Source organism: Micromonospora sp. NPDC049580 (assembly GCF_040675595.1).
Classification (GTDB): domain Bacteria; phylum Actinomycetota; class Actinomycetes; order Mycobacteriales; family Micromonosporaceae; genus Micromonospora.
This window is the reverse complement of sequence record NZ_JBFAPG010000051.1, coordinates 1-21,205: the sequence shown is the minus strand read 5'-3', so window position 1 is coordinate 21,205 and position 21,205 is coordinate 1. Positions and strand designations below refer to the sequence as shown.

The 21,205-nt window shown below is 73.3% G+C and carries 24 protein-coding genes; 13 read left to right on the top strand and 11 right to left on the bottom strand.

All coding sequences use genetic code 11. The annotated features are described in order from the left end of the window. Window positions 1-41: 41 nt before the first annotated feature. Window positions 42-1,496: a glycoside hydrolase family 3 N-terminal domain-containing protein gene (locus tag AB0J68_RS07285; RefSeq protein ID WP_363936859.1), complete on the bottom strand. Its 1,455-nt coding sequence runs from the start codon at window positions 1,494-1,496 to the stop codon at window positions 42-44. 165 nt (window positions 1,497-1,661) lie between these two features. Between AB0J68_RS07285 and AB0J68_RS07280 the strand changes: the two genes are divergently transcribed. Next, complete coding sequence (locus AB0J68_RS07280; RefSeq protein ID WP_363936857.1) at window positions 1,662-2,837, top strand: ROK family transcriptional regulator; 1,176 nt, start codon at window positions 1,662-1,664, stop codon at window positions 2,835-2,837. A 123-nt stretch (window positions 2,838-2,960) separates the two neighbouring features. Here AB0J68_RS07280 and AB0J68_RS07275 read toward each other — a convergent pair whose 3' ends face one another. Next, window positions 2,961-3,977 (bottom strand): ABC transporter permease subunit, encoded by a 1,017-nt coding sequence (locus tag AB0J68_RS07275; protein WP_363936855.1) that lies wholly within the window; start codon window positions 3,975-3,977, stop codon window positions 2,961-2,963. Beyond that, entirely contained in the window at window positions 3,974-4,981 is a 1,008-nt protein-coding gene (locus AB0J68_RS07270; RefSeq protein WP_363936853.1) for an ATP-binding cassette domain-containing protein, read from the bottom strand. The genes AB0J68_RS07275 and AB0J68_RS07270 overlap by 4 nt, the downstream gene beginning before the upstream one ends. Before the next feature lie 131 nt (window positions 4,982-5,112). Here AB0J68_RS07270 and AB0J68_RS07265 point away from each other — a divergent pair, with 131 nt between their 5' ends. Together AB0J68_RS07265 and AB0J68_RS07260 are read left to right on the top strand one after the other, a co-directional pair. After that, window positions 5,113-5,955 (top strand): ABC transporter ATP-binding protein, encoded by an 843-nt coding sequence (locus AB0J68_RS07265; protein WP_363936850.1) that lies wholly within the window; start codon window positions 5,113-5,115, stop codon window positions 5,953-5,955. A gap of 10 nt (window positions 5,956-5,965) precedes the next feature. Then, complete coding sequence (locus tag AB0J68_RS07260; protein ID WP_354855218.1) at window positions 5,966-6,862, top strand: ribokinase; 897 nt, start codon at window positions 5,966-5,968, stop codon at window positions 6,860-6,862. 40 nt (window positions 6,863-6,902) lie between these two features. Here AB0J68_RS07260 and ftrA read toward each other — a convergent pair whose 3' ends face one another. Continuing rightward, the gene (gene ftrA / locus AB0J68_RS07255) at window positions 6,903-7,916 is read right to left on the bottom strand and encodes a transcriptional regulator FtrA (RefSeq protein WP_363936848.1); all 1,014 of its coding nucleotides are present in this window, start codon (window positions 7,914-7,916) and stop codon (window positions 6,903-6,905) included. A 409-nt stretch (window positions 7,917-8,325) separates the two neighbouring features. Between ftrA and AB0J68_RS07250 the strand changes: the two genes are divergently transcribed. Next, the gene (locus tag AB0J68_RS07250) at window positions 8,326-8,448 is read left to right on the top strand and encodes a hypothetical protein (RefSeq protein WP_363936847.1); all 123 of its coding nucleotides are present in this window, start codon (window positions 8,326-8,328) and stop codon (window positions 8,446-8,448) included. Window positions 8,449-8,480: 32 nt separating this feature from the next. Here AB0J68_RS07250 and AB0J68_RS07245 read toward each other — a convergent pair whose 3' ends face one another. Beyond that, window positions 8,481-9,209, bottom strand: coding sequence for a hypothetical protein (locus AB0J68_RS07245; RefSeq protein WP_354855201.1), 729 nt, complete (start codon window positions 9,207-9,209; stop codon window positions 8,481-8,483). A gap of 78 nt (window positions 9,210-9,287) precedes the next feature. On the opposite strand from AB0J68_RS07245, the gene AB0J68_RS07240 reads away from it, so the two are divergent. Then, window positions 9,288-10,811, top strand: a complete 1,524-nt coding sequence (locus AB0J68_RS07240; protein WP_363936844.1) for an alpha/beta fold hydrolase — start codon at window positions 9,288-9,290, stop codon at window positions 10,809-10,811. 25 nt (window positions 10,812-10,836) lie between these two features. Here the strand turns inward: AB0J68_RS07240 and AB0J68_RS07235 are convergent, their stop codons facing one another. From AB0J68_RS07235 to AB0J68_RS07225, 3 genes are all read right to left on the bottom strand, one after another. Then, window positions 10,837-11,208: a hypothetical protein gene (locus AB0J68_RS07235; RefSeq protein ID WP_363936841.1), complete on the bottom strand. Its 372-nt coding sequence runs from the start codon at window positions 11,206-11,208 to the stop codon at window positions 10,837-10,839. Further along, complete coding sequence (locus AB0J68_RS07230; RefSeq protein ID WP_234581355.1) at window positions 11,205-11,687, bottom strand: DUF6232 family protein; 483 nt, start codon at window positions 11,685-11,687, stop codon at window positions 11,205-11,207. Before AB0J68_RS07230 ends, AB0J68_RS07235 begins: the two co-directional genes overlap by 4 nt. Window positions 11,688-11,821: 134 nt before the next feature. Continuing rightward, entirely contained in the window at window positions 11,822-12,289 is a 468-nt protein-coding gene (locus AB0J68_RS07225) for a DUF6232 family protein (protein ID WP_363936839.1), read from the bottom strand. Window positions 12,290-12,387: 98 nt separating this feature from the next. Between AB0J68_RS07225 and AB0J68_RS07220 the strand changes: the two genes are divergently transcribed. From AB0J68_RS07220 to AB0J68_RS07205, 4 genes are all read left to right on the top strand, one after another. Then, the gene (locus AB0J68_RS07220) at window positions 12,388-13,161 is read left to right on the top strand and encodes an enoyl-CoA hydratase-related protein (protein ID WP_363936837.1); all 774 of its coding nucleotides are present in this window, start codon (window positions 12,388-12,390) and stop codon (window positions 13,159-13,161) included. An 82-nt stretch (window positions 13,162-13,243) separates the two neighbouring features. After that, complete coding sequence (locus tag AB0J68_RS07215) at window positions 13,244-14,866, top strand: acetolactate synthase (protein ID WP_355066967.1); 1,623 nt, start codon at window positions 13,244-13,246, stop codon at window positions 14,864-14,866. A gap of 171 nt (window positions 14,867-15,037) precedes the next feature. Beyond that, window positions 15,038-16,009 (top strand): ATP-binding cassette domain-containing protein, encoded by a 972-nt coding sequence (locus AB0J68_RS07210; RefSeq protein ID WP_354855207.1) that lies wholly within the window; start codon window positions 15,038-15,040, stop codon window positions 16,007-16,009. Next, window positions 16,006-16,815, top strand: a complete 810-nt coding sequence (locus tag AB0J68_RS07205; protein ID WP_355066968.1) for an ABC transporter permease — start codon at window positions 16,006-16,008, stop codon at window positions 16,813-16,815. The genes AB0J68_RS07210 and AB0J68_RS07205 overlap by 4 nt, the downstream gene beginning before the upstream one ends. A 24-nt stretch (window positions 16,816-16,839) precedes the next feature. Here AB0J68_RS07205 and AB0J68_RS07200 read toward each other — a convergent pair whose 3' ends face one another. The 3 genes from AB0J68_RS07200 to AB0J68_RS07190 are packed head-to-tail and all read right to left on the bottom strand — an operon-like array spanning window position 16,840 to window position 17,978. Beyond that, a complete protein-coding gene (locus AB0J68_RS07200) occupies window positions 16,840-17,256 on the bottom strand; it encodes a PLD nuclease N-terminal domain-containing protein (protein WP_355066969.1) in 417 nt (138 codons plus the stop codon). A gap of 27 nt (window positions 17,257-17,283) precedes the next feature. Continuing rightward, window positions 17,284-17,589 carry a DUF202 domain-containing protein gene (locus AB0J68_RS07195; RefSeq protein ID WP_363936832.1) on the bottom strand — a complete coding sequence of 102 codons (306 nt, stop codon included), beginning with the start codon at window positions 17,587-17,589 and terminating at the stop codon, window positions 17,284-17,286. Next, the gene (locus AB0J68_RS07190) at window positions 17,586-17,978 is read right to left on the bottom strand and encodes a DUF202 domain-containing protein (protein WP_354855211.1); all 393 of its coding nucleotides are present in this window, start codon (window positions 17,976-17,978) and stop codon (window positions 17,586-17,588) included. Before AB0J68_RS07190 ends, AB0J68_RS07195 begins: the two co-directional genes overlap by 4 nt. Window positions 17,979-18,020: 42 nt before the next feature. Here AB0J68_RS07190 and AB0J68_RS07185 point away from each other — a divergent pair, with 42 nt between their 5' ends. The 4 genes from AB0J68_RS07185 (at window position 18,021) to AB0J68_RS07170 (ending at window position 21,169) form a co-directional block, all read left to right on the top strand. Then, window positions 18,021-18,818, top strand: coding sequence for a GNAT family N-acetyltransferase (locus AB0J68_RS07185; protein WP_363936830.1), 798 nt, complete (start codon window positions 18,021-18,023; stop codon window positions 18,816-18,818). Further along, window positions 18,815-19,228, top strand: coding sequence for a hypothetical protein (locus AB0J68_RS07180; RefSeq protein WP_355133249.1), 414 nt, complete (start codon window positions 18,815-18,817; stop codon window positions 19,226-19,228). Before AB0J68_RS07185 ends, AB0J68_RS07180 begins: the two co-directional genes overlap by 4 nt. A 187-nt stretch (window positions 19,229-19,415) precedes the next feature. Further along, a complete protein-coding gene (locus AB0J68_RS07175) occupies window positions 19,416-20,195 on the top strand; it encodes an electron transfer flavoprotein subunit beta/FixA family protein (RefSeq protein ID WP_344357351.1) in 780 nt (259 codons plus the stop codon). 14 nt (window positions 20,196-20,209) lie between these two features. Next, window positions 20,210-21,169, top strand: coding sequence for an electron transfer flavoprotein subunit alpha/FixB family protein (locus AB0J68_RS07170; RefSeq protein ID WP_363936828.1), 960 nt, complete (start codon window positions 20,210-20,212; stop codon window positions 21,167-21,169). Window positions 21,170-21,205 lie beyond the last annotated feature (36 nt).

Genomic DNA, 21,205 nt, shown 5'->3' with positions numbered 1-21,205 from the left:
GTCCGGTCGAGCCCTGGCGCCCGACCGGACGGCGTCGAGGCTCAGTGAGCCAGGCCGAGGGCCTCGGCCGCCGCGCGGCCGTTGGCGTGGCTCGCGCCGTAGGTGGTGACGAAGGCGCGTACGCCCACTGGGCGCCACTGGGCCGGCCAGCCCATCTCCACCACCGTCACCGGGTGCTGGGCCGCCAGGTCGGCGATCAGTTCCGGGCCGCCGGACAGCCGGTGCAGGTGCCGTCCGACCAGCACGATGGGACGATCCCCGGCCAACCCGCGCAGCGTGGCCGGGTCGGTCTCGCTGGCGATCACCCGGATCTCCCGCGTGCCGTCGAGGTGCGGGCCGAGGCCCCACGGCACCCGTCCCTCGGCGATGGTGGACTCGGTGTGCAACTGCACCACCAGCGGCTCATCCAGGCCGGTGAGCATCCCCTCCACCTGCACCGCCCGGCGTGCCACCGCGTACCCCAGATCGGAGTCCGCGGCGGTCGGTGACCCGCCGGCGGCCCGGGTCCAGGCGGCGAGCGCGGCGGCGCGGCCGGCCGCCTCCTCGACCCGGGCGATCGGCAGCCGACCGTCGGCGGTCGCCTCGACGATTTCGGCGGCCACCCGCTCGACCAGCGCGGCGTCGACCTTCGCGCCGATGCAGAGCAGGTCGGCGCCGGCCGACAGGGCCCGGACCGCGGCCGGCCCGACACCTCCGGCGGCCACCGCGGCCCCCTTCATCTCCAGCGCGTCGGTGATCACCGTGCCGGTAAAGCCGTACTCGGTACGCAGCAGGTCGACCAGAACGGCCCGGCTGAAGGTGGCCGGGTCGTCACCGGTCAGCGCCGGCACCCGGATGTGCGCGGTCATCACGGCACGCGCCCCGGCGGCGACGACCGCGGCGAACGGCGGCAGGTCCCGCTGGCGCAGCAACTCCAGCGGTACGTCCACAGTGGGGAGTTCGTGGTGGGAGTCGGTGCTGGTGGCACCGTGGCCGGGGAAGTGCTTGGCGCAGGCCGCGACGCCGGCGGACTGCAGGCCGCTCACGGCGGCGGCCGAGTGGGCGGCCACCCGGACGGGGTCGGCGCCGAAGGAGCGGGTGCCGATCACCGGGTTGTCGTCGGCGGTGTTCACGTCGACGGTGGGGGCGAGGTTGACGGTGATGCCGAGCGCGGCCAGTTCGGCGCCGATCGACTGGTAGACCTGTCGGGTCAGCGCCACGTCGCCGACCGCGCCGAGTGCGGCGTTGCCGGGGTACGGGCTGCCGGTGGCATGTGCCAGCCGGGTCACGTCGCCACCCTCCTCGTCGATGGCGATCAGCACGTCCGCCCGGCCGGCGCGCAGCGCGGCGGTGCCCGCCGCCACCTGCGCGGGGTCGTGCACGTTCGTGCCGAACAGGGTGTGCCCGGCCAGCCCGTCGGCCACCAGGTCGACCGCCCAGTCCGGCGGGACCGGTCCCGGGTACGCGGCGAGCAGCGTGCCCAGCGCGAGCCGACGCAGTCCTGGATCGAGCCCCACGTGATCTCCCCCTTCGGTCCCCCGGGCACGAACGTCGTACCCGCGGTGGTCGTCGCCCTGCCGGGTCGGCCGAGCACTCTGCCTCGGGGTGGCCGTTACGCTACGGCTACCCGTTCGCAGGTCGGTTTACAGTTAGCAAAGTTTACTAAAACTAGAGGACGTGGCATGAGTGCGACCCGGCTGCCCGGCACCCCCCGCCTGTTGCGGGCGCTCAACGACCGCGCGGCGTTGGAACTGCTCCTGGAGCGTGGGCCGCTCACCCGGGCCCGGCTCGGCGAGCTGACCGGGCTGTCCAAGGTCACCGCCTCGCAACTCGTCGAGCGGCTGGAGGAGCGCGGCCTGGTCAGCCGGGTCGGCGAGCAGGCCGGCGGGCGAGGGCCGAACGCCCAGCTCTATGCGGTGCGTCCGAGCAGCGCCCACGTCGTCGGGGTGGACGTCGGGCCGGACCGCGTGGTGGCCGCCTGCGCCGACATCACCGGCGCCGTCATCGGCCGCGTGGAGCAGTCGACGCGGGACACCGACGACCCGGTGGGCGTGGTGCACAACGCCGTGGTGCAGGCCGCCAGCAGCGCTCAGGCGCAGCTCAGCAGCGTCCGCCGGATCGTGCTCGGCACGCCGGGCCTGGTCGATCCGCACACCGGCGACATCACCTTCGCCTTCAACCTGCCGCGCTGGCACAGCGGTCTGCTCGCCGCGCTGCGCGACGACCTGCACACGCCAGTGGTCTTCGAGAACGACGTCAACCTGGCCGCGGTGGCCGAGGCGCAGTCCGGCGCGGCACAGGGCGTGGCCGACTTCGTCCTCGTCTGGGTGGGCGCCGGCGTCGGCCTGGCGATCATGCTGGGTGGTCGCCTGCACCACGGCAGCAGCGGCGCGGCCGGCGAGATCGGCTACCTGCCGGTGCCCGGAGCGCCGATCCCGCGCGACGTCTCGCGGCGTGCCAAGCCGGCCTTCCAGCAGGTGATCGGCGGCGACTCGGTCCGCGCGGTGGCCCGCGAGCACGGCTACCCGGACACCGACGCCGCCGAGGCCGTCCGCGCGGCCGTCGCCGACGGCGCTGCGGGCGGCCCGATGCTCGACGAGCTGGCCCGTCGGCTCGCGCTCGGCGTGGCCAGCACCTGCGTGGTGCTCGACCCGCCGTTGGTCGTGCTGGCCGGCGAGGTTGGCCAGGCCGGCGGGGAAGCGCTCGCCGACCGGGTGCAGCGGGAGGTCGCGGCCATCACCCTGGTCCGGCCACGGGTGGTGCCCACCGGCCTCACCGAGGAGCCGATCCTGCGCGGCGCGCTGCGCACCGCCTTGGACGCCGTCCGCGACGAGGTGTTCGGCTCCACCGTCGGCTGAGCCCGCTGGGGCGGTCATGTGAAGGAATATTTCACCGCAGCCCGTCGAGCTACAAGCTCTTGCCGGGCGTCGCGCGGTGAACGACCGGGCCGCCCCCTTCGCGCGGGCGGCCCGGAGCGTCCGTCAGATCAGGTCGCGGCGACGGAACACGGCGAACGCCGCCATGGTCAACCCGCCGGTGATCACGAGCAGCACCACCAGCGCGGGCCCCCAGGTCAGGCTGTAGAAGCCCTCGCAGTAGCCGTTGCCGCTGTTGCCCCGACAGCGCTGCGCGTCCCAGAAACGGGCCTCGCCGTTGAGCCACGCTCCGATGTGGCTGGACAGCATCAACTGGTCCGGCCGTCGGGCATCGACGATCTCCAGCACCAGCCGGGCGCCCAGCTCCCAGACCACCGCGTACGCGGCGGCCGCGCCGAGCGCCGCCGAGGTGTGCCGGCCCAGCGTCGCGATCGCGAAGCCCACGGCGGTGGCCAACAGCACCAGCACCAGGCCGCGGCCGTGGACGGCGCCCAGCGAGCGCCAGAAGTCACCGCTGAGCTGGCCGGCCAGCCCGGCGGTCTGCCCGATCACCCAGAAGGTGGCCAGGTAGACCAGCGACGCCGCCACGGCCAGCGCCAACACCGTCCCGAGCAGGGTGCCCAGCTTCGTGGCGAGCACCGTCAGCCGACGCGGCCGCCACAGCAGCAGGTTCACCACCCCACCGGAGTTCAGGTCCGCCCCGATGTACGAGGCGCCCACCAGAAACCCGAACAGCACCAGGAACGCGATGAGGAAATACAGCAGCGGGCGGGCCTGCTGGGCGAAGCTGAACACCCCGGGCAGGTAGTCGGCCGCGATCGGCAACCGGTCCTGCCGGATGGGGTCCAGCTCCGAGCAGTCGTCCGGGAAGTAGTCGCCCGTGTCGTCGGGCGAGATCCCGGCGTCCTGCCGGGCCAGGCACTGCTGGTGGGTGGCCTCCATGTTCTGCCGCGCCGCGATGGCCTGCGCCCGCGCCGAGCTGAGCTCGTCGGCGGTCGGCCGGTGCGAGCCGGCCAGGGTGGTCGCTGCGGTGACGGCGAACGCCAGCGCCAGCAGGACGACCATGAGCTGCACGAAGCGGCGCGCGAACAGCCGCTCCAATTCGGCCCGGACCAGGTTCACGCGTCCACTCCCCGTACGTCGAGATCGATCATGGCGCCGTCGGCGCCGGACGGCGGCGCCCAGTCGTCGACCTGGCGGGGCACCGACGGATGCTCGCCGGCGCCGGTCAGCTCCAGGAAGACGCTCTCCAGATCGGGCCGGAGCGGCGTCAGCTCGCTCACCCACAGCCCCTGCTCGCCCAGCACCCGGCTGATGACCGTCGGATCGGTCGCCCCGCTCACCACCAGCGCGTCACCCTCGACGGCAGCCGTCAGCTCCGCCGCGTGCAGCAGCTCGGCGGCACGGACCGGCTCGGCCACCCGGACCAGGAACTCGTGCCGGTCGTGACCCGCCAGCACCTCGTCCACCCGGCCGGCCGCCACCCGCTGCCCGCGCGAGATGATCGTGACGTGGTCGCAGATCAGTTGGATCTCGCCCAGGATGTGGCTGGACACCAGCACGGTCACCCCGGCCGCCGCGAGCGACCGCATCAGGTCGCGCATCTCGCGGATGCCCGCCGGGTCGAGGCCGTTCGCCGGCTCGTCCAGGATGAGCAGCTGCGGATCCTTCAGCAGGGCGGACGCCACCGCGAGGCGCTGCTTCATGCCCAGCGAGTAACCCTTCACCCGCTCGTCGCCGCGGTCGCGCAGGCCCACCAGCTCCAGCGCCTCGTCCACGCGGGAGATCGACACCCCACCGGCGCGCGCCAGCAGCCGCAGCGTGCGGCGCCCAGTGAAGTTGCCGAAGAACTGCGGACTCTCCACGATCGCGCCGACTCGACCGGCCACCCGGGGCAGCAGCTCGGGCGACGGCTCGCCGAACACCGTCATCCGCCCGCCGTCGGCGCGTACCAGCCCGAGCAGGGCGCGCAGCGTGGTCGTCTTGCCGGAGCCGTTGGGCCCCAGGAAGCCGTGGATCTGCCCGGCCTCGACCAGCAGGTCGAACCCGTCGACCGCCACCCTCTTGCCGTGGCGCACGCTGTGGAAGGTCTTGCGCAGACCCTCGATCTCGATGACCGCGCTCATCCGCTCGGCTCCGTACCTCGATCGGGCATGGGTCGTCCTCCGGCTGTGGTGATCAACGACACGGTGCCTCACCCTATGGCCGGGGCGCCGCCCGTGGGGGGCGCCACGGGGCTGCGTGGTTGGATGGTCGGGTGACTGGTGACCTGATCCCCGCCGCTGCCGGCGCCGCGCCTGCCGCCGCACCCGTGGACCCGGATCTGGTGGTCAGCCTCGACAGCGTCGGCGTACGCCGCTCCGGCACCGCCCTGCTGCAGGACCTGACCTGGCGGGTCGAGCTGGACGAGCGCTGGGTGGTGCTCGGCCCCAACGGCGCGGGCAAGACCACCCTGCTCAACCTGGCCGCCGGCCGGCTGCACCCCACCACCGGCGTCGCGCACGTGCTCGGTGAGCGGATCGGCCGCACCGACGTCAACGAGCTGCGTACCCGCATCGGGCTCTCCACCGCCGCGCTCGCCGAGCGGGTGCCCGCCGACGAACAGGTCAGCGACGTGGTGGTGACCGCCGCCTGGTCGGTGGTCGGGCGCTGGCGGGAGAGCTACGACCGCGGCGACGAGGCGCGTGCCCGGGCGTTGCTCAGCCAGCTCGGCGTCGGCAACCTCGCCGAGCGCCGCTACGGCACCCTCTCCGAGGGCGAGCGCAAGCGCGTCCAGATCGCCCGGGCACTGATGACCGACCCGGAGCTGCTGCTGCTCGACGAGCCCACCGCCGGGCTCGACCTGGGTGGCCGCGAGGACCTGGTCACCCGGCTGGCCGAGCTGGCGTACGACCCGGATGCCCCGGCCATGGTGCTCGTCACCCACCACGTGGAGGAGATCCCGCCCGGGTTCACCCACGCGCTGCTGCTGCGCGAGGGCGCCGTCGTCGCCCAGGGTCTGCTCGCCGAGACGGTGACCGGCGACAACCTCTCCAAGACGTTCGGTCTGCCGCTGGTGGTCGAGCGGTCCGGCGACCGCTACACCGCGCGCGCCGCCTGAGCGGGTGACCGTGTCGCAGACCCGGGTGGCGGTGGTGGGCAGCGCCAACATGGACCTGGTCGCGATGGCGCCGTCGCTGCCCCGGCCGGGCGAGACCATGCTCGGCACCGAATTCGTGATGGTGCCCGGTGGCAAGGGCGCCAACCAGGCCATCGCCGCGGTCCGGGCCGGCGCCTCCTGCGCCTTCCTCGGCGCGATCGGCTCCGACGCGTTCGGCGTGACGCTGCGGGCCCGGATCACGGCGGCCGGCGTGGACACCGGCCACCTGCGGGTGGTCTACGGCACCTCCGGTGTGGCGCTCGTGATGGTCAACGCGCAGGGGGAGAACGCCATCCTGGTCACCCCCGGCGCGAACGACGCGCTGGTCGGCCTCACCGACGAGGAACTGGCGACGGTACGCGGGGCGGACGTCCTGGTCGCCCAGCTGGAGATCCCGGTGCAGACGGTGACCGCCGCCGCGCTGGCCGCCCAGGCCGCCGGCACCCGGGTGATCCTCAACGCCGCACCGGCCCGGGACCTCCCACCGGAGCTGCTCGGGGCGGTGGACCTGCTGGTCGTCAACGAGGGCGAGGCGCAGGCGTTCACCGGTCGGGGCCGGGAGGAGCCCCGTGCGCTGCTCGACCTGGTGCCCCGCGCCGTGCTCACCCTCGGTGACGCGGGCGCCTGGTACGTCGACCGCAACGGTGCCGAGGTGCACGTGCCCGCGGTCCGGGTCGACGTGGTCGACTCCACAGCGGCCGGCGACGCGTTCACGGCCGCGCTGGCGGTCGGCTGGGGCGAGGGGCGGGACGTCGTCGACGCGGTGCGCTGGGCGGCGGCGGCCGGCGCGGCCTGCGTACGCAAGCTCGGCGCCTCGGTGGCACTGCCGCAACGCGCCGAGATCGACGCGCTGTACGCGCCGGGCTGACCCGTCGGCGAGCGCCGCGACGTCGACGCGCCCGGCCACGTCACGCCGGCCGGCCGGCTCCCGTCCGGAAGGCCCGCCGGTACGCCGACGGTGACGTCAGCATGATCCGCCCGAAGTGGTGGCGGTAGGTGACCGGGGTGTCGAAGCCCACCGCGCCGGCGATCTGCTCGATCGGGGCTTCGGTCTCCTCCAGCAGCGCCAGACTGGCCCGGACCCGCTGGTCGATGAGCCACCGGATCGGGCTGGTCCCGGTGGCTCGGGTGAAGTGCCGCAGATAGGTGCGCGGTGACATGTGTGCCCGCCCGGCGAGCCGGGCGATGCTCAGCGGCTCGGCGAGGTGCGCGAGCGCCCACTCGATGCTGGCGGCGATCCGGTCGTCGCCCGGGTCGGCGGTCACCGGCGCCTCGACGAACTGGGCCTGTCCGCCGTCGCGGTGCGGAGGGATCACCAACCGGCGGGCGACCGCGTTGGCGATGGCCGCGCCATGGTCACGCCGCACCACGTGCACGCTGAGATCGAGTCCGGCGGCACTGCCGGCGCTGGTGAGCAGGTCGCCGTCATCGAGGTAGAGCACGTCCGGGTCCACCTCGACGCGCGGGTACCGCCGCGCCAGCAGCTCCGCGTACCGCCAGTGGGTGGTGGCCCGCCGACCGTCCAGCAGCCCGGCACCGGCCAGCGCGAACGCGCCCGAGCAGATCGACATGATCCGGGCACCGCGCGTGTGCGCCCTGCGCAGCGCGGCCACCAGCGCGGGCGACGGGTCGGCGGTCACGTCCGGCACGCCGGGCACGATCACCGTCCGCGCCGCCGCCAGCTCCGCCAGGCCGTACGGGGTGTGCAGGCTGACTCCGCCGACCACCGGGACCGGCCCCGGCTTCTCGGCGCAGATCACCAGGTCGTACCAGTCGACGTCGAACTCGGGGCGGGGCAGCCCGAACACCTCGGTGACGATGCCGGTCTCGAACACCGGCATTCCCGGGTACGCGAGCACGGCGACGCGGTGACCGGCGGCCGGCTGTCGCGGCGTCGGCAGCCGGCGCGCACTGTTCGGCATGGCGGGATGTTAGCGCAGGACGTCGTTCCCGCCACTCGTCCCGGCCGCCGGGCACGGCCACGATCAGTGTCATGACCTTCACCTTCGCCGTCCCGCCAGCCGCTCCGGACGCCGCAGCCGCCCACTTTCTCGCCCGACTCAGCGTCCAGACCGATGTCAGTGACGTGCACGCCGACCTGGCCGCCCGTACCCCCGGGCTCGTGGTGGTCGACTCCCCGGGGGGTGACCGGCTGGGCGCAGGGGCACCTGCCGGGAGCGGTGCACCTGCCCACCGCCGAGATCGCCGCCCGGGCACCTGGCCTGATCCCCACGGGTACGGCGGTGGTCACCTACTGCTGGGGGCCGGGCTGCAACGGGGGCGACCCGGGCGGCGCTGGAGTTCGCCCGGCTCGGTATTCCGGTCAAGGAGATGCTCGGCGGGTTCGAGTACTGGGTACGGGAGGGGCTGCCGGTGGAGACGGAGAACGGGCTGACCCGGCGTCCCGTCGACGATCTGACCGCACCGAGGGCGACGATCACCTGCGACTGCTGATCCGGCTACGGCCCGCCAGACGGGGCGTGGGTTCAGCCGGCGGGTTCGTCGCTGAGCTTCTCGCCGCGTCGCCGCAGCATGCCGAGGCCGGGGATGCCCGCCACGGCGAGCTTGAGGTCACGGGTGACGTCCAACAGGTCGTGCAGGTCGGGCCCGACCCGGTCCAGCGTCGCGAGGATCGGCAGGATGTCGGCGGTCAGGTGCTCCTTGAGCTTGGGCAACTCGTCGATCAGGTGGATCGCCGCGGTGATCTCCTCGTGGCTCAGCTCCTCGACGAACCTCCCGGTCATCGGCGCGGCCCGCCGCAGCGCCGGCTCGTACGCCGCCAGCAACTCCGCCGCCGTGGTCGCCGCCTGCGCGGCGGTGCCCACGGTGACCGCGGCGCTGCCGGCCACCGCCTCGGCCTCGGTGACCACCGTGCCGGCGACGTGCGCGACCTTCTCGGCCTCGGTGACCACCACGGCGGCGGCCGTCGCCACCTCGCTGGCGGTGTCGATGGCGGTGGTCGCGGCGGCGCTGATCACCGCGACCTCGCGGACCGCCGCCTCGGCGTCGGTGAGCACCGCATCGGTCCGGTCCAGGGTCGTCTCGATCCGATCCACCACGCCGTTGATCCTGGCCAGCAGCGCTTCCACCCCGTCCAGCACCGCGAACGCGCGGGCGGGCACGGCGGCGAACGAGGCTGCCGAGCCGAGCGCCTGGTCGAGGGCGGAGCGGGTCAGGCCGACCACGGCGGTCGGTGTGGGGAGGGGAATCGCCATGGGACCAAGTGTGCGTCGGCCCCGCCACAACCGCTCGCGGGCGACCGTCGGCGCGGCCTGCGGCGGTAGGGTGCCGGCATGTCGGCCCCCTCGCCGCACCACCCGCCGAGCACCCGGGCGGCCGTCCTGCTCGCCGTGCTCGCGGCGCTGGCCGCCGCGCTCGGCACGGCGGTGCTGGTCCGCGCGGACGCCGGCCTCTCCGTGCGGCAGGTCACCGTCGGCGGCGTGCCGATGACCGAGGTACGCGCCGGCCCGCCGACACCTGACGCGCGGCGGCCCGGCGTGGTGATCGCGCACGGATTCGCCGGCTCGGCGCGGCTGATGCGCCCGATCGCCGACACCGTGGCCCGCCGGGGAGCGGTGGCGCTGCTGTTCGACTTCGCCGGGCACGGCGCGAATCCGGCCCGACTCGGCGCCGACATGCCACCCGCGACGCTCGCCGCCGACCTGGACGCCGCGGTCGGATACCTGCGCGCCCAGCCGGATGTGGACCCGGCCCAGATCATGCTGGTGGGACACTCGATGGGCGCGGGCGCGGTGACCCGGTACGCGGCCGGGCACCCGGAGATCGCCCGGACCGTGGCGATCTCGCTGCCCGACGCCGGCGAACTGCCTCCGGGCCACCCGGCGGAGCTGTTGCTCATCGTCGGCGGCGCGGAGTTCCCCGCGTTCCGGCGCGCGGCCGACGACGCCGTGCGGCGCGGGGCGGCGGTGGGCCGACGGCCAGCGGTGGTGGTGCCCGGTGTGGAGCACATCTCGGTGCTCTTCGCCCCGCGTACCCACGAGGAGATCGCCGACTGGCTGCCCAGCGTCGACGGGGCCGCGTCGCCCCGACCGCTCGTCCGGCTCGCCGGGGCGGGGCTGCTGGTGTTCGCGTTCGCCGTCGGCGTCGTCCCGTTGGCGGCCCTGCTCCTGGGCCGGCGGGCCGGCGGGGGAACGGCGTCGGCGGGAGGCGGGGCGCCGCTGCGTGGTCTCGCCCTGCTCGGGCTGGCCGTCCTCGCGAGCGGTCTCGCGGCGGCCGTCGCGGCCGTCCTGCCGACCAACCGTCTCCCGCTCGCGGTCGGCGGTTACGTCACGGGCTTCCTGCTGGTCAGCGGGGTACTGGTGGGCGGTGGCCAACGCTGGCTGCCCGCCGCGACGCGAGCGCCCGGCGTGGCCGTCGACGGGACCGGTCGTCGTACGCCGGCACGGACCGCGGTCGCGGCGCTGGCGCTGACGGCGTACGCGATTCTCGCCGTGGCACTGCCGATCCACCTCGGACTGACCTCGGCGCTGCCGGTCGGTGCCCGCTGGTGGCTGCTCCCGGTCGTGATCGCCGCGTGCCTGCTGTTCCTGCTGGGCGTCGAGCAGGTCGCGGCCGGCCGGACCTGGCGTCGCCTGCTGGTCGTCGCGGTCACCGTGCTCGTGTTGAGCACGTCGGCGGTGCTCGGCCCGGCACCCGGGTTCGTGCTGCTGGTGGTGCCGTTGTTCGCCGTGCTGCTCGGCTGGCACGTGCTGTGGGCGGCGGTGCTGCGCCGGTACGCGACCCCGCGCTGGCTGCCGGCCCTCGTGGGCGCCGTCCTGGTGGGCTGGCCGATCGCCACCACCCTGCCGTTGCGCTGACCAGGTGCTCCGCCCGGCGTGGGGTCTAGCGGTCGGCGCGGGCGACGCGCAGCGCCCACCAGATCAGTGGCACCTGCATCGGCACCCGGCCGTAGGCGATGGCCCGTTTCGACGGCCGCCGGTGCCGCCAGTCCACCGCCATCTTCACGTTGGCCGGCAGCACGGCGACGAACAGCGCGGCGGCGGCCCGACCGCCGGCCCGTCGGGTGGCGGGGTGCGCCACCGCCGCCGCCACCGTCAGCTCGGCGATCCCGCTGGCGTAAGTCCAGAAGCGGGCCGGCCCGGGCAGCGCACGCGGCACGATCGGGTCGTAGAAGCCGGGGCGCAGCAGGTGGGTGACGCCGGCCGTGGCGAGCAGCCCGGCGAGCGCGACGGCCTCGCCGCGACGGGTGGTCATCGATGGTCCCCCTGCTGTTCGACGGCGCGTTGCACGGCCCGGTAGATCTGCCCGAACCGTAGCGCGTCCGGCGTGCGCAGCAGCATGTGCTCCTGACCGTGGTGCTGCACCCACAGCTCGTGCACGTGGCTGCCGCGCTCGTACGAGCGGTCCAGCCAGCCGAGGGGAATCTCCAGGAACGGGGCCAGTGCCAGCGCCCCCACCGCACAGGCGGCCAGGATGATCAGCGCCAGCTGCCAGTTGCCCCGATCCTGTGCCGACCAGGCCAGCGAGACGACGCAGACCAGCGCGACGAGGGGCGGCAGCGACAGCAGCAGGACCAGCACACCGCGACCCAGCACCCGGCCGCGTACGGCGAGGGTCTTCTGCCCTCGTTCGTGCCAGACGAACGTCACGTCGGGCAGGGCGATCACCTGACCGCCCGCCCGGATCGACTCGGAGGTCACCTGCACCGCGTCGTCCCGGTAATAGAGGGTCATCACTAAGCCTAACCACCGACAGGCAACCCGCGCGCCTGCGCGGCGGCGACAACGGCCGCGATCCCGAACGAGATCTTGGACAGTTTCCGTCAGCGGTTGACGGAAACTGTCCAAGATCCGCGAAGGGAGGCGGGCTAGCGGCGGGCGGGCTGGGTGTGCTCCATCGCGCGCTGCACCGCCCGGTAGATCTGCCCGAAGCGCAGCGCGTCGCCGGTGTGCAGCAACCGCACCGGCTGGCCCCGCCAGCGGGCCCAGATCTCCATCTGCCGGCTGCCCCTGGCGTACGAGCGGTCCAGGTGTTCGAAGAGGAAGTCGGCGACCGGGCCGACGGCCAGCCCGACCAGCACCGAGGCGCCGACGATCGCGATCGTCACGGTGGGGGAGCGGTGCAGCCAGACGGCCAGGCCGATGCCGAGCACGGCCGCGACCAGCGGGCCGGCCAGCGCGGCGCCGAGCGCGCCCCGCCCGACCAGCACCCGCCAGGAGCGGCTGCCCCGGCGGTGCCAGACCATGGTGATCTCGGCCAGCGAGTAGCTGCGGCCGTCGACCTGGACGGCGGTGGAGGTGACCTGCACCGACCTGTCGTCGTAATACGTGATCATGGCTGGACTCCCGCCCGCGGGGCTGACACCACACTACTTACCCCAACGAGCCGGGTCGTAAGGTTGGCACGCGACTTCGACGAGGAAGTGAGGGCAGCGTGGGCGAGTTCGTTCGGCTGGAGACCAGGGACGGCATCGGCACCATCCGGCTGGAGCGGCCGCCGATGAACGCGCTCAACACCCAGGTGCAGGAGGAGTTGCGCGCCGCCGCCACGGCGGCCACCGCCGACCCCGAGGTCCGTGCCGTCATCGTGTACGGCGGGGAGAAGGTCTTCGCCGCGGGCGCGGACATCAAGCAGATGGCCGAGATGTCCTACGTGGACATGGCCGACCGGGCGGCGGCCCTGTCCAGCGCGCTCGGCGCGATCGCGCGGATCCCCAAGCCGGTGGTCGCCGCGATCACCGGGTACGCCCTCGGCGGGGGCTGCGAGCTGGCGCTGGCCTGCGACTGGCGGGTCGTGGCCGAGGACGCCAAGCTCGGCCAGCCGGAGATCAAGCTGGGCATCATCCCCGGTGCGGGCGGCACCCAGCGGCTGGCCCGCCTGGTCGGTCCGGCGCGGGCGAAGGATCTGATCATGTCCGGGCGGATGGTGGACGCTCAGGAGGCGCTGCGGATCGGCCTGGCCGACCGGGTCGCCCCGGCCGCCGAGGTGTACGACGCGGCAGTCGCGCTCATCACGCCGTACCTCAATGGGCCGGCGCAGGCGCTGCGCGCGGCGAAGCTGGCGGTCGACGGCGGCCTGGACATGGACCTGAACTCCGGCCTGGCCTGGGAGAGTCAGCTCTTCGCGGCGCTGTTCGCGACCGACGACCGGCGCGAGGGCATGGCGGCGTTCGTCGAGAAGCGCAAGCCGGACTTCACCGGCCGCTGACGATTAGCCGAGAACGGTTCACATTGTTCCTACCGGCCAGTAGCGTGGGGCCTCGGTCATGAGCGACGAAGGGGAGCGGCGAATGACGGAGCGGATCGAGGGTCACGGCGGAGAGCTGGCCCTCGCGGCACTACGCGCGCACGGCGTACGGGAAATGTTCACGCTGTCCGGCGGGCACGTCTTCCCGCTGTACGACGCCGCGCACAAGGCCGACTTCCCGATCTACGACGTCCGGCACGAGCAGTCCGCGGTCTTCGCCGCCGAGGCGGTGGCCAAGCTCCAGCGCCGTCCCGGCCTCGCCGTGCTCACCGCCGGCCCCGGTGTCACCAACGGCATCTCGGGCATGACCAGCGCCTTCTTCAACGCGTCCCCGGTGCTGGTGCTCGGTGGCCGGGCACCCGCCTTCCGGTGGGGGTCGGGCAGTCTCCAGGAGATGGACCACCTGCCGCTGGTCGCCCCGGTCACCAAGCACGCCGAGACGGTGTTCAGCACCGACGACATCCCGCGTGCGGTGGGCGCCGCCCTCACCGCCGCGCTCACCCCGCACCGGGGCCCGGTCTTCCTGGACTTCCCGCTGGAGACGGTCTTCTCGGTCGCCGAGACCGACCTGCCCGCGCCGTCCGGCGTCGACGCCGTCGAACCGGACCCGGACGAGGTCAGCCGGGCCGCGACGCTGATCGCCGGCGCGCAGCGGCCGGTCATCATCGCCGGCTCGGACGTGTACGCGGGCGACGCGGTGGCGGCCCTGCGCGAGGCCGCCGAGGCGTTGCAGGTGCCGGTCTTCACCAACGGGATGGGCCGCGGCTCCCTGCCCCCGGAGCACCCGCTCGCCTTCGCCAAGGCCCGCCGCGCCGCGCTCTCCGGCGCCGACGTCGTCGTGGTGGTCGGTACGCCGCTGGACTTCCGGCTCAGCTTCGGCGACTTCGGCGACGCCAAGGTCGTGCACATCGTCGACGCCCCCAGTCAGCGCGCCACGCACGTGCAGCCGGCCGTCGCCCCCGCCGGTGACCTGCGCCTGATCCTCTCCGCGCTGGCCGACCACGCCGGTGACCGGGCCGACCACAGCGGCTGGATCGCCGACCTTCGTACCGCCGAGGACGCCGCCCGCGCCCGCGACGCCGCCGAGATGGCCGCCGAGACCGACCCGATCCGACCGGCCCGCGTCTACGGCGAGCTGCGCCGGGTGCTCGCCCGCGACGCGATCACCATCGGCGACGGCGGCGACTTCGTCTCGTACGCCGGTCGGTACCTGGAGCCGGCCCAGCCCGGCACCTGGCTGGACCCGGGCCCGTACGGCTGCCTGGGTACCGGCATGGGCTACGCGATGGGCGCCCGGGTCAGCCACCCGGACCGGCAGATCTGCGTGCTGATGGGCGACGGCGCGGCCGGGTTCTCGCTGATGGACGTCGAGTCGCTGGTCCGGCAGAAGCTGCCGGTGGTGATCGTCGTCGGCAACAACGGCATCTGGGGGCTGGAGAAGCACCCGATGCGGGCCATGTACGGCTACGACGTCGCCGCCGACCTCCAGCCCGAGCTGCGCTACGACACGGTGGTCAGCGCGCTGGGCGGCGCGGGGGAGATGGTCACGAAGGCCGCCGACCTTCAGCCGGCCCTGCAGCGGGCGTTCGACGCCGGAGTGCCGTACCTCGTCAACGTGCTCACCGACCCGACCGACGCGTACCCCCGCTCGTCGAACCTGGCCTGAGTCGCACCCGCCGCCGCCGTCGCCCCTCGCGGGCGGCGGCGGTGCGGCGTCTTCCCGCAGTTAAATACGCGGAATGTCAGCGTCGGTCGACGTAACGTCAGCGCGGGAACGGCGGGATGTCAGACCTGTCGCCCATGGTGGTGTCATCACCCGCAGACGACAGGAGTTGCGATGGACCACGCGATCCGCGCCGAGGGTCTGGTGCGGCGTTTCGGCGCCACCACCGCCCTCGCCGGAGTTGACCTGGCGGTCCCGACAGGGACGGTCTTCGGTCTGCTCGGGCCAAACGGCGCCGGCAAGACCACTGCGGTACGGGTGCTCGCCACCCTGCTGCGCGCCGACGAGGGACATGCCACGGTGGGCGGCTTCGACGTGGTCCGCGACGCCCACCGTGTGCGTCAGCTGATCGGCCTCACCGGCCAGTACGCCTCGGTCGACGAGACCCTGACCGGCGCGGAGAATCTGCTGCTGATCGGGCGGTTGCTCGGTCTCAGCCGGGCCGACGCCAAGCGGCGGGCCCGGCAACTGCTCGACGACTTCGGGCTCAGCGATGCTGCCGATCGGGCCGTGAAGACGTTCTCCGGCGGGATGCGGCGGCGACTGGACCTCGCCGCCAGCCTGGTCGGCCGGCCGCAGGTGCTGTTCCTCGACGAGCCGACCACGGGCCTGGACCCGCGCAGCCGCAACGACCTGTGGGACATCGTCCGCACGTTGGTCGCGGACGGGGTGACGGTGCTGCTCACCACCCAGTATCTGGAGGAGGCCGACCAGCTCGCCGGCGAGATCGCCGTGGTCGACCACGGGCGGGTGATCGCCCAGGGCACGCCGGAGGAGCTGAAGGCGAAGATCGGCGGGCAGACCCTCACCGTGCGCCCGGCCGACGTCGCCGATCTCGGCACCGTGGTCGCCATCGCCGGCGAGGTGGCCGGGGTGACCCCCGAGGTCGCGCAGAGCGCGGTCACCGTCGCGGTGAACGACCCTCGCGTGCTGCCCGTCATGGTGGGCCGCCTCGACGCGGCCGAGATCCCGGTCGCCGAGCTGGCGCTGCGCGGCGCGAGCCTGGACGAGGTCTTCCTCTCCCTCACCGGCCACCGGGCCGAGGACGCCCCGGCCGACACCGACCTGGAAAGGACCCCGGCATGAGCGCCGTGACCCTCAGCCCCGCGCTCGCCCCGACCCGTCGACTCAGCGTCGCCGCCGGGCTGCGGCACACCTTCACGCTGGCCTGGCGCAGCCTGGTGCAGATCAAACACAACCCGATGGAGCTGCTCGACCTGAGCATCCAGCCGGTGATGTTCGTGCTGCTGTTCACCTACGTCTTCGGCACGGCCATCGCCGGCTCGTCCGGCGAGTACCTCACCTTCATGCTGCCCGGCATCATGGTGCAGAACGCGCTCTTCGCCACGATGACGACGGGGTTCGGGCTGAACAACGACCTCACCAAGGGCGTCTTCGACCGGCTGCGGGCGCTGCCCATCGCCCGGTGGGCGCCGCTGGCCGGCCGGATCCTCGCCGACACCGTCAAGCAGGCGTGGTCGATCGCGCTGCTGCTCGGCGTCGGGTCGATCCTCGGCTTCCGGGTCGGCAACGGCGTACTCGGCGTGGTGGGGGCGTTCGCGCTGCTGCTGGCGTTCACGCTGGCCGCGTCCTGGATCTCGGTGCTGGTCGGGGTGCTGGTGAGCGAACCGGACAAGGTGCAGATCTTCGGCTTCATGGTGATCTTCCCGCTGACCTTCACCAGCAACATCTTCGTACCGACCGACCGGATGCCGGGCTGGTTGCAGAACTGGGTGGAGGTCAACCCGGTGACCGTGGTGGCCGACGCGCTGCGGGGTCTGCTGGTCGGCGGGCCGGTGGCCGGCCCGGTGCTCCAGACGCTGCTGTGGGGCGCCGGGATCGCGGTGATCTTCGCGCCGCTGGCCGTACGCGGCCTCAGGCGTCGAGTCTGAGTGGCGTACCGGCCGGGCTGCGTCTCACACCTCCGGCCGGTCACCCTCACGGGGCGGCTCACCGTCGCGGCGGCGCAGGTCGTCCTCCCGCCGGCGCAGGTCCTCCTCCCAGCGACGGAAGAGTTCCTGGTCCTGCTGACGCGCGCGGTCCTGCACGGAGCGGAGGAACTCCGGGTCGTCGTCGGGAGCGAGTGGGCGGCGCGGCTGCCGTTCGGTGGAGCCGCCGCCGGCCGGCCACGCCCTGCGGGCCGCGGGGTCGGGCTCCCGGCCGGCGACGAACCAGGCGATCGAGCCGACCAGGGGGAAGAACAGGATGATCAGCACCCAGGCGATCCGGGGCAGGGCGCGGATCTGACCCTCCTCGGCGGAGAGGCAACTGATCAGCGCGCAGACGGCGAGGACAATCTGCACCAGGAAGAGGAGAACGTACAGCCGGGCCATGCACCCATCATGGCGCACCGCGTCGCGTCACCACAGTCCGCGAACCGTCGCCAGCACGCCGAGCAGCGCGAGCCCGACGGTGCCCAGCGCGACCAGCGGCAACGTCCGGCCGCCGGTGCGGGCCGCCCCCGTGCCGGTGCCGCGGGGCCAGCAGAGCACGAGCATGCCGCCCCAGACCAGGACGGCCGCACCGGCGATCAGCGCTCCGAACGGGCCGCCGTTCGACGCCAACCGGACGGCGAGCGCGGTCACCACGGTCAGCGTCAGCAGGGTGCGCCGCCAGGCCAGCCGGGTCCGCTCCGGTTGCAGCCCGGGATCGCGTCCGGCGCTCACCGTCCGCCGATCGCGCGCGCCAGCACCGCGATGACCAGCAGCACCGCGCCGGCGCCCACGGCGAGGGCGAGGACGGCGGGGAAGCGGGAGGCGGGCAGCTCCTGGCCGAGCCGGATGGCCCGTTCGGTACGCGCCCAGTGGTCCACCGCGCGGATCGCGACGGCGCCGCCGAGCAGCAGCAGCGCGACCGCGATGACCTCCCGCAGGTGGCTCATCGGCAGCTGCGGCAGGAACTGCGCGGCGGCCAGCCCGCCACCGACCAGCGCCAGGCTGGTGCGTAGCCAGGCCAGGAAGGTTCGCTCGTTGGCCAGCGAGAACCGGTAGTCCGGTGTCTCACCGACGGCGCGCGCCTCGGCCGGGTCGAACCATCGCCTGATCACCTCCCACATGCTGGGAGATTATCCACTTCCCCGGGGCCTTAGCCTGGTGTGGTGACGGATCTTGATGTGACCACGCTGCGCACCGCCTACGACAACCAGCTCCGCCCGGATATCCCCGACCCGGTTCCGGCGGGGGTGACGGTGGAGCGGGACGGGCCGCTGGTCCGGATCATCGGGCTCGACGCCGGGGGGTTCCTCACCTACCGCGACCTGGGCGGGTTGACCGGCGACGCGCTGGACGAGCTGATCGCCCGGCAGGTGGCGCTGTTCCGCGAGCGCGGCCAGTCGGTCGAGTGGAAGCTCAACGGGCACGACGAACCGGCGGACCTGGCGGACCGGCTGCGCGCCGCCGGCTTCGTGCCGGAGGACCGGGAGACCGTCGTGGTCGGGCCGGTCGCGCCGCTGGCCGCCGCGCTGCCCGTCATCCCCGAGGGGGTACGCCTTCGTGAGGTGACCGCGCGCGCCGACCTGGAGCGGATCGCCGCCATGGAGGAGGAGGTCTGGCAGGAGGATCGCTCGCACCTCGTGTGGGGTCTGGCCAAGGAGGTCGACGCCGACCCGCACTCGATCACCATCGTGGTGGCGGAGACGGACGGCACGGTGGTGAGCGCCGGCTGGGTGCGCTTCCCGGCGAAGACCGGCTTCGCCACCCTGTGGGGTGGCTCGACCCTGCCGCAGTGGCGTCACCGGGGCATCTACCGGGCGCTGGTCACCTACCGGGCCCGGCTGGCCGACCAGCGAGGCCGGACGCTGCTGCAGGTCGACTGTTCCGAGGACAGCCGGCCGATCCTGGAGCGACTCGGCCTCGTCCCGGTCACCACCACCACCCCGTACGTCTACACTCCGTGATCATGGAGCAGCGGTTGACGGACGAGGAGCGCCTGACCCTCAAGACGGGCGCCTTCGGCGCGGTCTTCCTGGTCTCGAACGCCGACCCGGGGATGCTGGGCGTGATCCGGGAGAGCGTCGCCGCCTCCGGCGCGTTGGCCGATGCCAGTGGGGTGGTCAAGGAGGCGCTGACCACCGGCCCGCTGCCCCGGCTGCCCCGGGACTCCCAGCTGGAGATCGAGTCGGTGGTGTTGCCGGCGCTCGGCCGCGCGGTGCGGATCCTGCGGGAGAAGTCGCCGGCCGACGTCGAGGCGTACCGGTCGGTGGTGTTGACCGCGGCGGACCGGGTGGCCCGCGCGCACGACGGGGTGGCCCCGGCGGAGGCCGCCGCCCTCGACCAGATCCGGGGTGCGCTGGCCGACCCGGCCTGACCGCGCCGCGTGTCGGTGAGCTGTGTCACTCTGAGTGCCCGGTGGCCGCAACCTACTGGCAGGTAACATTGCGTCGTGGGCAACTGCACAGCAGCCCGCGGTTGACCGGGCGTCGACCGACGCGCGAGGCTGCGGCCCAACCGGGCGAGCCAATCGCAACACCACACAGGAGGGTCGTCGAAGCGCGATGAATATCGTCGTACTCGTCAAGCAGGTGCCTGATTCGGGCGCGGACCGCAACCTGCGCAATGACGACAACACCGTCGACCGCGGTTCGGCGAACAACGTGATCAACGAGATGGACGAGTACGCCATCGAGGAGGCGCTGAAGATCAAGGAGGCGCACGGTGGCGAGGTCACCATCCTGACCATGGGTCCGGACCGGGCGACCGAGTCGATCCGCAAGGCGCTCTCCATGGGCCCGGACAAGGCCGTGCATGTGGTGGACGACGCCCTGCACGGTTCCTGCGCCGTGGCGACCTCGAAGGTGCTCGCCGCCGCCCTCGGTCAGCTGAACGCCGACCTGGTGATCTGTGGCGCCGAGTCCACCGACGGCCGGGTGCAGGTCATGCCGCACATGATCGCCGAGCGGCTGGGCGTCGCGGCGCTCACCGGCGCCCGCAAGCTCACCGTCGACGGCGCCACGCTGACCGTCGAGCGGCAGACCGAGGAGGGCTACGAGGTGGTCACCGCCTCCACCCCGGCCGTGGTCTCCGTGTGGGACACCATCAACGAGCCGCGCTACCCCTCGTTCAAGGGCATCATGGCGGCCAAGAAGAAGCCGGTGCAGACGTTCTCCCTGGCCGACCTCGGCGTCGCACCGACCGAGGTGGGCTTCGACGGTGCGACCAGCGCCGTCGTCGAGCACACCAAGCGTCCGCCGCGCTCCGGGGGCGCCAAGATCACCGATGAGGGCGAGGGCGGCGTCAAGCTGGTCGAGTTCCTCGCCACCGAAAAGTTCGTGTGAGAGCGGGTCTGGACATGTCTGAGGTTCTCGTCGTCGTCGAAGCCACCAAGGAATTCGGCGTCAAGAAGGTCACCCTGGAGATGCTCACCCTCGCCCGTGAGCTGGGCACCCCGAGCGCTGTCGTGTTCGGTGGCGCTGGCGCAGCCGAGGCGCTGAGCGCCAAGCTGGGCGAGTATGGCGCGGAGAAGATCTACGCCGCTGAGGGTGACGAGATCGACGGCTACCTGGTGGCCCCCAAGGCCACCGTGCTGGCCGAGCTGGTCAAGCGGGTGCAGCCGGCCGCCGTGCTGCTGGCGTCCGCCCAGGAGGGCAAGGAGATCGCCGCCCGGCTCGCCGTCAAGCTCGACAACGGCATCCTGACCGACGTGGTCGGCCTGGCCGCCGACGGCACCGCCACCCAGGTCGCCTTCGCCGGCTCCACGATCGTCAAGTCCAAGGTCACCAAGGGTCTGCCGCTGGTCACCGTCCGGCCCAACTCGGTCACCCCGGCCCCGGCCGCCGCGAGCCCGGCGATCGAGCAGCTCACCGTGTCGGTCACCGACACCGACAAGCTGGCCAAGGTCGTCGAGCGGGTCGCCGAGCAGAAGGGCTCCCGCCCCGAGCTGACCGAGGCCGGCGTGGTCGTCTCCGGCGGCCGTGGTGTCGGCAACGCCGACAACTTCAAGCTGGTGGAGGAGCTGGCCGACCTGCTCGGCGGCGCCGTCGGCGCGTCCCGCGCGGCGGTCGACTCCGGCTTCTACCCGCACCAGTTCCAGGTGGGCCAGACCGGCAAGACGGTCTCCCCGCAGCTCTACGTCGCGCTCGGCATCTCCGGCGCCATCCAGCACCGGGCCGGCATGCAGACCTCGAAGACGATCGTCGCTGTCAACAAGGACGGCGAGGCCCCGATCTTCGAGTTGGCCGACTTCGGCGTGGTGGGCGACCTGTTCAAGATCGTCCCGCAGGCCGCCGAGGAGATCCGCAAGCGTAAGTGACCGTGAGACAAGGAAAAGTGGCCGCCCGGCGCCGGG